Here is a 13505-nt window from a genome sequence, read left to right as displayed (position 1 = left end):
ACTGAAACCTGTATGACGTTAGAGCGAAACGGCAACAAATGCGACAGAAGCGCTGCCATTGGTGCTTGCAGGAACGAAGTACGGCGGCTATAAGCCCGCGGTCTGGTCGCGGAGTGTAGCGCAGCCTGGTAGCGCACATCGTTCGGGACGATGGGGTCGCAGGTTCAAATCCTGCCACTCCGACCAGAAAAAACAATGGGTTAGGCATCCCGAATTCTGCCTGCCCCACAGATATCCCCACAGAAAAAATGGAAAAGCATCTAGGCCGCTCGATGGAGCTGGCAGACGCATACCAAACCACTCGCGATTTTGCAGAATCTGAGGCCGCGCCATCTAAACTATGTCTGCTTCGCGCCAAACGTGTTCAATCGGCGATAGTTGTTCGAATGACTTCACTCGGGGCGAAAGCGCCAAGGGCGTATCAATGCAACGATTGCGGCTGATGCCAGCAGAATAAGCCCTGGAACGCCTAAGACCACGGCGTGCATCTCCAGCATAAGGGCGAACGGAGTATCCGCTTTTATCATCGGCTTAATCTCCCCTAAAACCTGAAGGCATTCAACATCGCGACTTCAATGACTGAAGCGTTAACATTCCACCATTTGTAACCTGCCATTGGCGCTGTGCGCGGGACTTAGGCTGCCGCGGATCGGACACCGCCGGCACCGGCGAGTCGTCCAACGATCTTGCTCAGCGTTCGCAGCGTCCAGGCCAGCGGCGCCAGAACCATCCTCAGCAGAGAAGCCAGGACAAGACAGAGTATGAAGTAGGCTGCAAAGGCGCCGAGCCAAGCCGGGAGACCTGCTTGTTCGGCTATCCAACCGGCTGCGTTTGTCAGAAGGTGAGGTCGCGTGATCGCCACATAGGGAAGTGCGACGACAGCGGCGACACCGGCTGCGGTACCGACGGCGGAAAGCGATTGGAACGCACCTTTGCCTGCTGCCCTCAGATGTGCGATCCGCACAGTTCCGCGACCAGCTGCGGCCACCGGTGCCCTCGCAACCCGCAATGCCTTGGCTGCTGCGCCCATGCCCCCGACGACGATTGCCGCATCGAAGGCCGCCCAACCCATCTCGTCCCAGGTCGGAAGCCGCTCGCCGCGGGTGATCACCCCTTCCAGGTCGGAAACGCCGCCCAGGACTATGTTCTTCGCACCAAGCAGCGTGCGGGTGAACTGTCTGCGGACTGCTGTTCCGTCAACGATCTCGAACTCCGACAGCATCTCATGCCCGCGATCCTTGAGCTCGCGAATGGCAATAAGCCCATATTGCTCCGGCGAAATCTCGGCGAGGCCGAATCCCACCTGCCGGTCGTCCCACAGGCTCGAGAGGCCCTGACCGATGGTTTCCTGCAACAAGTACTGCGACGATCCATTCTTCACGAAGTAAGCAATCACCGGCACGACCGGATGGCCGAGACGGTCGAAAACCTCCACGAAATCCGCATCCTCGCCATAGACGAGGAACACTCTGGCTGCATCGTCGCCATATTTCGCCGCTGCCTCATGCCAGCCGAGCCCGCCTGCCGCGCAGGCTGCAAGAACCCATGGCCGAGCCTGCTCCACAGCTTTACTGCTGAGCGGGCAACGGGTGTCGTCCCGGCGAACTTCCTCCGCCAGCGCGGCTCGCATGACCTCATCTTCGAAGTGATGGGGCTCCAGCCATTCCCATCTGAGCGTCAGGACGATCGCCACAACGAGTGAGGCTGCTAGCAGATATCTCATTCTCAAGGGGGCATCCTCCCGCAGTCATGTCATGCCAAGACGTGCCGAAGCTATCAGCCAATCCCGATGAAGCGATCGTTAGTTCTGGGATGTGGTGGAAATTTGCTGAAGGGTGGCAACAGCGGACGTTCCGTTTTCCATCAAACTTCGGCGTTCATGGTCATTTTGGGGCCGGAAACGGACTGGCAGCTTTGGCCCTCGGATCTTCAATAGCTGACCTTCACGTCGGTGCGAGTAACGCCGTGACGTGACCCCCTGCGGACGTTCGTGGCATCGCAGCGAACGTCCGGAATGTATGACAGTTGACGTTTGTTGTCAGATAGACAAATCTGAGCGAGCGGTAAGGAAGCTTGAAAAGGCAACCTACGCGCTGCTATTGGCCGGAGCACATGAGGCGACATGATCAGCTCAGTCCGTCGCCGCTCGTGGCTGCAAAGCCGATTGCCTGCACAGACGTACCGGCTCCCGCTTGTATTAGTCACGCATCTGGTACCCTTGCCCGGACCCCGGCCCGCGGGGCTCAATCCTCCGGCAGGGTGAAGACCGCGCAGGGATCAGCGATACCGCGCAATAAGTGCTCGCCCAAAGGGATCAAAGCCGTTGTCGTCTCCGCCGCGACCGCGCCCGAGATGAGCACGCTGCGACCAAGGGGCCTGCATAGCCCTTCGAGCCGGCTGACCAGGTTGACCGCAGGGCCGATGGCAGTGAAGTCCAGCCGGTCGGCCGCGCCGATATTGCCCCACAGCATCTCACCGAGATGCAGTGCCGCGCCGAAGGGCAGCGGCGGCAGCCCCTCCGTCTGCCGCACCGCATCGAGATGGGCCATGCCGGCGCGGGCGGCGACAACAGCCCGCAGCGCCGCCTCGCAGGCCTCGGCCGGGGCGCCCGTGACCGGGAAAATCGCCAGCACACCGTCGCCGATGAACTTCAGCACCTCGCCCCCGAAAGCATGCACCGCCCCGGCGACGCGGTCGAACCAAGCGTCGAGGGCGGTGATCATCGCTGCAGGCTCCGTCGCCTCGGACAGGGCGGTGAAGTCACGCAGATCGGCACAGAGCAGCGCGGCGCGGATGGTCTCCCCGGTGCCGCGGCGCAGCGCGCCGGCCTGCACCCGGGCGGCACTGCGCCTGCCAAGATAGGCCTCGAGCAGCGCTGCCAGCGCCGCCCGCGCGGTCAGGGCGGCTAAGGGCGCTGCGGCGAAGCGCGCGGCCTGGCGCAGCCGGCCGGCCTCGGCGGGGCCGAATGGCCGGGTCCCTGCCCAGCCCAGCACCGGACTGTCCGGCTCCGGGCCGATCGTGTCCTCCTGCACAGGGCCAAGCTCGGCCAGCCAGTCGCGCCCGGCTTGGTTGAGCGGGCCGCCGGCGAAGCCCAGCGCCTCGATCACCGCCCCGGTCTCCGCCTGCCACAGCCAGGTGCGGCGGGCGATGATCGGATGCGGCACCGCGACCGTCAGAGCGCCCCCGGCCAACGGCAGGCCGTCGGCCAGCAGCCGGCCGCCGAGCTCGGCCAGGAACCAGTCAGAGCCGGGCGAAGAGCCGGCCTCGTCCAACAACCAGGCGAGGGGCGCGGGCAGATCCATGCCGCGATTATGCCACCGCGGCCACTAGCCTGTCATCCGCGCCGCGGGATGACGCTTCTGCCTGTCATGTTGTCACGTGAGGACGCCCTCAACGGGACCGGACGGGACGTCGTTAAGGGCGTACTTAAGGGAGAGGTGACATTCAGGGCGAGGCCATGGGCTGCCGCCGGCACAACTACTCCTTTACATAGACGCCATCCTCCAGACTCACGGTCCAATCCTCGATGAGGCAGCCTTCGACACCCCTGCGAGCGACGAGCGGAAAGGGTCAGTCCCTGCCATGCCAGGGGTCCGGCCCCGGTTCACGCCCGGCCGCAACCTCGGCCAGCCGGCCGAGGTAATGGGCCCAGCCTTCCGCATGGCCGGCGCATTGCTCGGCGTTAGGCAGGCCGGTGTGGGTCAGGCGCAGCAGCGTTCCGTCCGGCTGCTCGATCAGGTCGACCTCGATCAGGCTAGACCCCGGCGGCACCACCTCGCTGCCGTCCCAGCCAAAGCTGTAGGCCAGGCGGTGCACCGGCACCACCTCGAGGATAGGAGCCGCGAGCGCAGCGAGCCCCAGTGACATTGACGAGATAGAGCCCGCCAGGCTGCGGCTCGACCTCAGCCTCCGTTCCCATCCAGCGCAGGATCTTCTCCGGATCGGTCAGGAGGGCGAACACCGCGGCGGGCGGCGCCGGGATGTGCGTCTCGCGGCGGACGACGAGCGACTCTTGCATCGGTCTCTCCTACGGTTGCGATGACCTGCTCCGCCTGAGGCGGAGGATGGACGGGCGCCTTCTGTCCTAGTGTGGGAGGTCTTTTCTGACAGCATGTAGGCGGAAGATCGCCCTCAACAAGGTACCGCCCAAGCAGCTTGGCTAGAAGAAATCCGCACCCGGCTTGAGCGATTCCTGATCGACACGACCTCATTGTCGCCTAAGTCAGTCGCATTGGAGATCACTCCGACGCATCTCCCACGTTTAAGCGCTTCAATCGGCATTGTGGGTTTGACGCTGGCCTCCTGCGCCACGAGGTGCCTTCGGGCAGGCGCATCTGGAGGTGTGAGATCGCCTGCAATGTTGGATCTGACGCAATTGTGGTGCAGTTTGCCATCAGAAGGCACCTATCAGCCGGGCCTGAAGCAGGTCGATCTTCCCGCGCCCATACATTCGGCGGTAGCGGATCTGCTGGCTTCAGAAGCGCTCGAGGCGGTCCGAAAGCCTTGTTTATGGTCTGGAGGTTCCAGGACTCGATGCCGCCGACCCGCTCGATCGACTTCACGTGCTTGGCGAGCCGGGACGCGCGATCATGACTCGACGCCTCCGCTCTCGGAGCAGCTTTCCGTAGGTCCGCAAGGGGTCCGGATTGCGACTTTCGCTGCGTCCAGAGCATATGTCCGCTGCTGGCGCAACCGTGACCTCCGGTGCCGTCGCCGGCGATGTCTGCTTCCAGGCAGAGACAAGTTCATCTCTACGGCTGACATCGGCGCATTGCGGACCAGCAGCGGTGGGCCGGATGCGACCGGAAGCTCCGGGAGAAAAAGACCTCCTAGGCGGATAGTTCGCATGCCGCCGTGTCCGGCTTATAGCGGACATTCGGCAATTTGGCAGCGAATGATCACATTGTGACAATCTTGCCGAAGACGAACGTCTAACCTAAACCTCATCCCAGGATATCAACCGAATTGGAGCCACTGTTTGGGACCGGGCGTAGTTGCGACGTTTGCCCTATCCGGACGTGTGAGCAAATGCCGTGGGCAACCGTGATGCGTGCATTTTTTCGTTCGGTTGCTGCGACGATCGTGATGTCCGGCGTGGCCGGTTGCACCAGCATTTCCTACTATGCACAATCCTTGAAGGGTCACGTGGAGATCATGGCGGCGCGCCAGGATGTCGAAGAGCTGATCGACGATCCTTCGATCCCTGGGACACTACGCGCTCGAATGGAATCGGCGAGCGCCATCCGACAGTTTGCGATAGATGAACTAGCGCTGCCGGACAACAATAGCTACCGCAGCTATGTTAACGTTGGTCGGGACGCGGTGACATGGGCCGTCTTCGCCGCGCCGGAATTCTCGCTGACGCCACGAACATGGTGCTTTCCGGTGTTCGGATGCGTTCCGTACCGAGGATACTTCTCCAAAAGGTCTGCGATTGAAACCGCTGCCGAACTTCAGAGACAGGGCCTGGACGTCTATGTGACGGGCATCACTGCATATTCCACGCTTGGCTGGTCAAGTGACCCGCTGCTAAGTACGATGCTCAGCCAAGATGAAGCGTATCTTGCGGGGCTAGTTTTCCATGAGCTGGCCCACCAACGCGTCTATGTGAAGGACGATTCCGCATTCAACGAGGCATTCGCTGTCGCCGTCGAAACAACCGGCGTGAGAAAATGGCTGCGCGCGGCTGGTGATACCGGCGAGTTGCGCCGTTACAAAGCCGACCGGAGGCGCAGAGCTCAATTTCTTGCGCTGGTGTCGCAGACCCGGGACGAGCTAAGCCATGTCTATGACGGCATCGCTACCTCTGAGCAGAAGCGGGCCGCGAAGATGGCCGCGATCGAACGGCTGCGGATGCGCTACCGAGAGATGCGCGACAGTCGCTGGCGTGGATACCAGGGATACGATGTCTGGTTCGATTCTCCGATTAACAACGCGAAGCTCGCCGCGACTTCCGTCTACGGCGATCAGGTGGCGACGTTTCTCCGCTTGTTCGATTTGTGTTCGGGCGACTATCCACGGTTCTTCGCGTCGGTTCGACGGATCGGAGCGTTAGACAAGGCTTACCGCGCCGAAGCGCTCAAAGCAGCAGATTCATGCGATAGCCGGTCAAATCCGAAGGCCAGAAGCGGCGAGTCGGTCGCCGATGTGCTCGGCAGCCGGCGCAGGTGATTGAATTGACCATTTGTCGGCCGATTTCCTAGGAACTTTGACGGCGGCGGGGCCGGAAGCCGCATGTCGGCCTACAGAAGCCAAAAGCGGACTTGCCTGAACTCCCCGGCGGATCCTGGACCACAATGGCTGCCGGCGGGCCGTGGCGCCTCAGGCTGCGCCCTACTAGGCCGAAAACCTCACGCTCACGCCGCGCTGCCGAAAATAAGCCTGCATCAGCTTGCGGCCCGAACGGTTGTTCTGCGCCAGCCTGGTCGGATCGAACACCGCCTGTTTTATCCCTTCTCGTGTCATCGCCGCCTTAAGCGTCGCGATATGCGCGTCGATGTCGGCATTGTCCGCCCGCAGCGATGCATAGATACTTTCGGTCGCCTCGGCCACGGTCGGTTCGCTCACAGGGTGTCGTCCTTTGGTTGGTTGAGCGGCGGCTTACCACAGATTCGCGGCTCCGCCGATACCGATGAGACGGCTAGATGGGCGGCAACAGTGTCCCTTGGGACTTAAAAGAGATGCCAATGACGGGCGCCGACGGCTAACGCGCCATAAGGATCGGCATCGACGGGTCTTCAAGCATCGAGACGGTGACGCCACCGAAGATGCGCTCGCGCAACCGGGAATGACCGTAAGCGCCCATCACCATCAGGTCGGCGGCGATGTCGAGCGCGTGCCGCCGAAGCACGTCGACGACTGAATGGTCCAGTTTGGGCAGCCGGTCGACCGTGACATTCACGCCATGCCGCGCGAGATAGGCGGCGGCGTCGGCTCCGGGTTCGGCCCCGTGGCGGTACTCGTCCTCCACCGGATCGACCATGACGAGGTGCACCTCATCGGCGCCTGGCAGCAGGCCGAGGGATTCGCGGACGGCACGCGATGCCTCCAGACGGGCGTCCCATGCAATCAGCACGCGTTTCGGCTTAAGGGTCGGCTGCGCCCCCGCGGGGATGAGAAGCAAGGGCTTGCCCGAAGAAAACAATGCGCCTTCGATCGCTTTGCTTTTCAGCGTTTCGTTGGCGAGCAGCTCCGGTCCAATGACCGTAATGTCGGCATAGCGGGCACGGCGGCCGATGGTGTCGTCGGCCCAGCCGGCTTCCGGATATTCGCTGGAGACATCGGCCGAAAGCACGCTGCCGGCGAGAAAAGCCGACAGGTCAGCAGTCCGCTTCTTCAACAGATCCTCGACGGCCCGACGCTCGTCGAGCCAGGCCTCTGAAACGACCGCGGCATACTCCCCGACTGGTGGCGGCGCAGCTACGGCAACGACCAGAACAGCAAGATGGGCGCCGATCTCGTTGCACAGGTCGGCGGCAGGCTTGAGATCACCGTCTCCCTCGTGCGGTCCCGTAACGGCAAGTATCGTCCTGAAAGCCATGGCGGCTGCTCCCGATTTTGCCCCAAAGCCCAATCGACGTTGCAACAACAGCGAGACGGCTCGGCGCGCTGCTGGCGCTGAGTGAAGAACGCCGCCGGTCATCATTTGATCCGTATCAACATGCCCACGTGCCGACGCCAACAGGTTTCAGGCCGCCGGAGGACGCCAAGAATACGCCCCGAACACCGGAGCAGCAGCATCACGGAACGCATTCGTGACCTGGCTGGTTATATCCAGGCGCTGTGGCAGCAAGGGCCTGATGGGCATGGAATTTCAGCGACCACGCTCGCTGGCTTCCCCAGGTTGGGTACAAAACAAAGAGGCATCCGATGATCGTCGAGGATCAGCAATCCGTGGCCGCGATGTTGATGGACCCTGCCGCATATGGCGAGAGCGGACCGGTCGAGGCGATCGAGACCCATATCTCGCGGATATTCCTGGTTGGCCAGCGCGCCTACAAGATCAAGCGAGCGGTCAAGCTGCCCTATGTCGACTTCTCGACCCCGGCGCTGCGGCTCGCCGCTTGCGAGAAGGAGGTCGATCTCAACTCCAGGACTGCCCCCGGCCTCTATCTGGGGGTGCGGCGCGTCACCCGCGAGGCCGGCGGCGAGCTGGCCTTCGACGGAAGCGGCAAACTGGTCGATGCGGCGATCGAGATGGTCCGCTTCGATCAGTCGAAGCTGCTCGACCGAATGGCAGTCGGTGGCGAACTGACGCCTGCGCTGATGACGGATGTCGCGCGCATGATCGTGCGCTATCATCGTGGCGCGCCGGAGGTCCACAAGGGCAGCGGATCCTCGAACCTGGCAGGCGTGCTCGCCATCAACGAAGCCGGCTTTGCCACCAGCCATGTTTTCGAGCAAGCCGAGATAAAGGCATTCACCGGGATGTTTCGCACCGCCCTCGCACGTCATTGCGAGTTGCTCGACCGGCGGGAGACGGCAGGCAAGATTCGACGATGCCACGGCGACCTGCATCTGCGCAACATCTGTCTCTTCGACGGCGAGCCCCGCCTCTTCGATTGCATCGAATTCAACGACCAGATCGCCAGCATCGATGTGCTTTACGACCTGGCTTTCCTGCTGATGGACCTCTGGCATCGCGGCTTTCCGGAACTCGCCAACCTGGTGATGAACCGCTATCTCGACGAATCAGACGACGAGGACGGCTTCATCCTACTGCCGTTTTTCATGGCAGTGCGGGCCGCGGTGCGCGCGCATGTCACCGCAACCCAGATCGAGGAAAGCGGTGACGATTCCAGCGGGCTGCTTGCCGAGGCCAGATCCTATTTCGAGCTTGCCCGAACACTTCTCGAGGAAAAGCCGCCTCGGCTGATCGCCATCGGCGGCTTGAGCGGTTCCGGCAAGACGGCCGTTGCCGAGGCACTCGCCGCACATGTTGGTGCGCCGCCCGGCGCACGCATTGTCGAAAGCGACCGCATCCGCAAAGCCCTGCATGGGGTGCCAGCCGAGACGAAGCTGCCGGACAGGGCTTATCGACCTGATGTGTCGGACCGCGTCTACCGCGAAATGGCATGGCGCGCCGACTTGATCCTTGCCGAAGGCGGTTCGGTGGTCGCCGATGCCGTCTTTGACCGGCCGGCCGATCGCAACCGCATCGAGAAAGCTGCAAACGGCAGAGACGTTGCTTTCGCCGGATTCTGGCTGGAGGCGGATCCGCTCGTTCTTTGGCAGCGGGTGAGCGAGCGCAGTGGCGGTCCTTCTGACGCCACAGTCGATATCTTGTCGCGGCAATTGCAGCGAAAGGCTACCCCGTCCAACTGGCGCAAGGTCGACGCCGATCGAAAGCTCGCCGATATCGCCGCAGAATTGGCCAAGGTTTCGGACGCGGTCGCTTTTGCGCAGAATCCTCCACTCAAGACCGCATCGTGACGGCGACGATCGACGCGCATAAAGACGGGTAAATGGGAGTGACGCAGGAAAAACTGGTGGTTTGTGGCAAATGCGGCGGGGTCAATCGCCTGCCGCCGGCAGGCGATGCCGGGGACGCGAAATGCGGAAAGTGCGGCTCCAGGCTGTTCTCGGGTCATCCGGCAGACGTCGATGCACAGAGTTTTGATCGCCAGATCACGCGAAGCAGCCTCCCCGTCGTCGTCGACATATGGGCACCATGGTGCGGCCCGTGCAAGATGATGGCGCCGGCCTATGAAGCGGCAGCCAACGAACTGGAGCCGCATGTTCGACTGATCAAGCTCAATTCCGACAATGAGCAGGCCGTTGCAGCCAGGCTCGGCATCCGCGGCATCCCGACCATGATCATCTTCCACGGCGGACGGGAGGTTGCGCGCACATCCGGCGCAATGACGGCGGGACAGATCGTCAGGTGGGTCCGCGATCACCTGCCGGCCGCAGCCTGAAAGCTGCTACTGCGTGCATTTCGCTGATCGCCGTGCCCAGCACGACGGGCGAATTGATGGCCGACACAGAGCACAGAAGCCATATGATGACCTTAAGAAGTTCGAGACATCGAACGACGAATTTTCATATGATGACCTCGCTTTTGGCCCGCACTGGGAGTATGGATCCTCAGATCCGGCAAAGTTGGGAGGACCCATGCAGCAGGCCGAACATCGAACGTCCCGGCGGTCGTTCGTCTCTCAGGTTGCCGACGCCCTGCGCGGCCAGATCGAAGCCGGCTTTTATGCGCCTGGCGATAAATTGCCGACAGAACCCGCGCTGATCGATCGGTTCGGGTTCAGCCGCACCGTGGTCCGGGAGGCCATCGCCGCGCTTCGTGCCGATGGGCTGGTGGAATCGCGGCAAGGCGCCGGCGTCTTCGTTCTCGGCCCGAAACCCGTCGACGAGGGATTGAAGCTGTTCACTGACGAAACGAACAAGATCTCGGACATCATCGAAGAGCTCGAGCTGCGCATCGGCATCGAAGTCGAGGCAGCCGGCCTTGCCGCCGCCCGCAGCTCGCCGGCGCAAGAGGCCGAAATCGAGGCCCAGGTCGAAAGGTTCGCCGACCTCATGGCGCAAGGGCAACCCACGGACGATGCCGACTTCCAGTTCCACATGGCGATTGCCGCCGCAACCAACAACGCCAGGTTCAAGGCCTTCCTCGAACATGTCGGCCGGCGGATGATCCCGCGGGTGAAGTTCAAGACGATGATGGGCGGCGTCGACCCCTTGCCCAATCGCGACCATCCGATTCTGCAGGAGCACAAGGAAATCGCCGATGCGATCCTCGCCCGCGACCCGGAAAAGGCGCGTGAGGCGATGCGCCGCCATTTGGTGACCGGGATAAAGCGCTATCGCGCCCTGACCGTCCGGCGCCCGACAAATCAGGACAACACCGGCGGTTGACTCGTCTGAATACTCATCATATGAATCTAGATGACATCATATTAATTTATGGGATGAGTTCCTTTGTCGCCAGATGAAATCAAGTCGCGGGTCGCTTCAGGGCTGCTGTCGTTTCCAGTCACGCATTTCAACGAGGATTTCAGCCTCAATCTCGAAAGCTATCGCGCGCATGTCGAATGGCTGTCGGGGTTCGGTGCCGCTGCCCTGTTCGCGGCCGGCGGCACCGGTGAATTCTTCTCCCTGTCGCCGGAAGAGGTCGCCGACGTTACCCGCGCGGCCAAGGATGCCTCGGGAGACGTGCCGATCATCGCCGGCTGCGGCTACGGCACGGCGCTCGCCACGGAAATCGCCCGCCGCGCCGAGGCTGCGGGAGCCGACGGTCTCCTGCTTCTGCCTCACTATCTGATGGAGGCCTCGCAAGAGGGGATTTTTCGGCATGTCAAGGCCGTGTGCCAGTCCACCGGCCTCGGCGTCATCATCTACAACCGTGCGAACTCGGTCGCCAGTGCCGACACCGTTGCCCGCCTTGCTGACGCGTGCCCAAACCTCATCGGGTTCAAGGACGGCACAGGCAAGGTCGATCTTGTCCGCCACGTCACTGCAAAGCTCGGCGATCGGCTCTGCTACATCGGTGGCATGCCCACGCATGAGCTGTTCGCCGAGGGCTTCAACGGGGCCGGCGTGACGACTTATTCCTCCGCGGTCTTCAACTTCGTGCCGGAATTGGCCCAGCGCTTCTACAGGGCGATGCGGACAGGTGATCGCGCTGTGATGGAAGAAATCCTGCACAGCTTCTTCTTCCCCTTCGCGGCTTTGCGCGATCGCGAGCAAGGTTATCCGGTGTCGATCATCAAGGCCGGCGTCGAGCTCATCGGACGGACACCCGGCCCGCTTCGGCCGCCGCTGACGGATCTGAAGCCGCAGGAGAAAGACGTGCTGCGCGGACTGATCGGGAAGATCGCCGCCTAGCCGCCGCGAGATCGGCAAATCGTCGGCCGAACGGGATGAGGAGGATCGTCTCGTGCGACAGCCAAAACGGAAGATCCCAAATGGAAGCTCAAAGGGAGGAGTGACATGAACAGAAGCCTTCATACGATTGCAGCTGTCGTTTTGATGACCGCTGCCGCGCCATCGGCCGTCGCACAGGAAGCGGCGCAGGAGATCCGTATCGTCCTACCGGAGCAGCCGGCCAATCTGGAGCCCTGCGGCACCATCATCACCAATGTCGGCCAGATACTCAGCCAAAACGTGGTTGAATCGTTGACCGTCATCGATCCGAACAGCGGACAGCCCCAGCCGAAACTGGCGACGGAGTGGACCAGCGTGGACCCGACCACCTGGCGGATCAAGCTGCGCGAGGGCGTCAAATTCCAGGACGGAACCGAACTCAATGCGGATGCGGTCGTCTTCTCCATCAACAGGATGATCAGCGGCAAGCTTACCTGCAGCAACATTGCGAAATTCGGCGATGCCAAACTGACGCTGACGCCGGTCGACAAGCTGACCGTCGAAATAAAGTCGGACAGGCCCGAGCCCATCATGCCGACGCTGTTGAGCGTGGTCATGATCGTCTCGCCGAAGACGCCGGTCGACCAGGCGGTGAACGATCCGGTCGGCACCGGCCCGTTCACGCTGTCGACCTTTTCCCCGCGGACCGTGGTGCTGGACGCGTTCGACGGCTATTGGGGCAACAAGCCGCAGATCACCAAGGCAACCTATGTCTGGCGACCCGAATCCTCGATTCGAGCCGCCATGGTGGAGACCGGGGAAGCCGACCTGACACCGTCGATTGCCATCCAGGACGCCAGCAATCCGGAGACGGATTTCGCCTACCTGAACTCCGAAACCACTGCCATCCGCATCGATGCCGCCGAGCCGCCGCTCGACGACCTGCGCGTGCGCAAGGCGCTCAACCTGGCGATCGACTGGGAAGGCCTTGCGCAGCTGTTCGGCGACGACGTCAAGCGTGCGTCGCAGATGGTCGTCTCCGGGATCAACGGCCATGACGATGCGCTCGAGCCCTGGCCGTACGATCCGGAAGAGGCGAAAAAGCTCATCGAAGAGGCGCGCGCGGCGGGTGTCGCGGTCGACACCGAGATCAAGCTCATCGGGCGAAACGGCATCTATCCGAACGGCGCCGAAGCGATGGAGGCGATGATGACGATGTGGCAGGACGCCGGCCTCAACGTCAAGCTTACCATGCTCGATGTCGCCGACTGGCTGCGTTATCTGCAAAAGCCGTTCCCGGCGGAGCGCGGCCCCAATCTCCTGCAGATGATGCATGACAACAACAAGGGCGATGCGGCCTTCACGGTGCCGATCTTCTATCGATCGAGCGGCAGCTACTCGACCTTGGCCGATCCGGCATTCGACAAGCAGATAGACGAGGCACTGGCGGCGACCGGCGAAGCCCGCACCAACAGCTTCAAGGCGATTTTCGGCAAGGCCCGCAACGAAGTGGTGGCGGACATCCCGATGTTCCACATGATCGGCTACACCCGGGTTGGCACCAGGCTGGAATGGAAGCCCGATATCACCACCAACAGCGAAATACCGCTGGCCAATATCGCCATCAAAGACTGAGCGATACGGGGGCGCCAGGCGGTCGTCGCCCTGCGCCCCCGACCCGTTGCCTCCGT

General features: G+C 62.3%; 10 protein-coding genes, 1 tRNA gene and 1 pseudogene. 7 read left to right on the top strand and 5 right to left on the bottom strand.

All coding sequences use genetic code 11. The features are described from left to right. Positions 1 to 109 precede the first annotated feature (109 nt). Positions 110 to 186, top strand: a tRNA-Pro gene (locus BLT09_RS02100). Positions 187 to 634: 448 nt separating this feature from the next. Here the strand turns inward: BLT09_RS02100 and BLT09_RS02095 are convergent. From BLT09_RS02095 to BLT09_RS02085, 3 genes and pseudogenes are all read right to left on the bottom strand, one after another. After that, positions 635 to 1723 (bottom strand): hypothetical protein, encoded by a 1089-nt coding sequence (locus tag BLT09_RS02095; protein ID WP_128247484.1) that lies wholly within the window; start codon positions 1721 to 1723, stop codon positions 635 to 637. 520 nt (positions 1724 to 2243) lie between these two features. Beyond that, positions 2244 to 3302 (bottom strand): adenylate/guanylate cyclase domain-containing protein, encoded by a 1059-nt coding sequence (locus tag BLT09_RS02090; RefSeq protein ID WP_091590332.1) that lies wholly within the window; start codon positions 3300 to 3302, stop codon positions 2244 to 2246. A 268-nt stretch (positions 3303 to 3570) separates the two neighbouring features. Further along, a pseudogene (locus BLT09_RS02085) lies at positions 3571 to 4018 on the bottom strand (SRPBCC family protein). Positions 4019 to 5028: 1010 nt separating this feature from the next. On the opposite strand from BLT09_RS02085, the gene BLT09_RS02080 reads away from it, so the two are divergent. Then, on the top strand, positions 5029 to 6171 hold the full coding sequence (locus BLT09_RS02080; protein ID WP_244529040.1) for an aminopeptidase: 1143 nt from the start codon (positions 5029 to 5031) through the stop codon (positions 6169 to 6171). A 165-nt stretch (positions 6172 to 6336) separates the two neighbouring features. Here BLT09_RS02080 and BLT09_RS02075 read toward each other — a convergent pair whose 3' ends face one another. Together BLT09_RS02075 and BLT09_RS02070 are read right to left on the bottom strand one after the other, a co-directional pair. Then, the gene (locus tag BLT09_RS02075; RefSeq protein ID WP_091590330.1) at positions 6337 to 6567 is read right to left on the bottom strand and encodes a hypothetical protein; all 231 of its coding nucleotides are present in this window, start codon (positions 6565 to 6567) and stop codon (positions 6337 to 6339) included. 136 nt (positions 6568 to 6703) lie between these two features. Further along, on the bottom strand, positions 6704 to 7540 hold the full coding sequence (locus tag BLT09_RS02070) for a universal stress protein (RefSeq protein WP_091590329.1): 837 nt from the start codon (positions 7538 to 7540) through the stop codon (positions 6704 to 6706). Positions 7541 to 7869: 329 nt separating this feature from the next. On the opposite strand from BLT09_RS02070, the gene BLT09_RS02065 reads away from it, so the two are divergent. The 5 genes from BLT09_RS02065 to BLT09_RS02045 all read left to right on the top strand — a co-directional run bounded on the left by BLT09_RS02065 (position 7870) and on the right by BLT09_RS02045 (position 13449). After that, positions 7870 to 9432 (top strand): bifunctional aminoglycoside phosphotransferase/ATP-binding protein, encoded by a 1563-nt coding sequence (locus BLT09_RS02065; RefSeq protein WP_091590327.1) that lies wholly within the window; start codon positions 7870 to 7872, stop codon positions 9430 to 9432. Between the two features lie 32 nt (positions 9433 to 9464). Next, the gene (gene trxC, locus BLT09_RS02060; RefSeq protein ID WP_091590325.1) at positions 9465 to 9917 is read left to right on the top strand and encodes a thioredoxin TrxC; all 453 of its coding nucleotides are present in this window, start codon (positions 9465 to 9467) and stop codon (positions 9915 to 9917) included. Between the two features lie 196 nt (positions 9918 to 10113). Beyond that, on the top strand, positions 10114 to 10866 hold the full coding sequence (locus BLT09_RS02055) for a FadR/GntR family transcriptional regulator (RefSeq protein WP_091590323.1): 753 nt from the start codon (positions 10114 to 10116) through the stop codon (positions 10864 to 10866). Positions 10867 to 10929: 63 nt separating this feature from the next. Beyond that, positions 10930 to 11835, top strand: a complete 906-nt coding sequence (kdgD, locus tag BLT09_RS02050; protein WP_091590321.1) for a 5-dehydro-4-deoxyglucarate dehydratase — start codon at positions 10930 to 10932, stop codon at positions 11833 to 11835. Between the two features lie 105 nt (positions 11836 to 11940). After that, entirely contained in the window at positions 11941 to 13449 is a 1509-nt protein-coding gene (locus tag BLT09_RS02045; RefSeq protein WP_091590320.1) for an ABC transporter substrate-binding protein, read from the top strand. Positions 13450 to 13505: the final 56 nt, after the last annotated feature.

The organism is Mesorhizobium muleiense (assembly GCF_900099905.1).
In the GTDB taxonomy this organism is placed as follows: Bacteria; Pseudomonadota; Alphaproteobacteria; order Rhizobiales; family Rhizobiaceae; genus Mesorhizobium; species Mesorhizobium muleiense.
The sequence above is the reverse complement of the archived record's forward strand: the minus strand, read 5'-3'. Positions and strand labels throughout refer to the sequence as shown.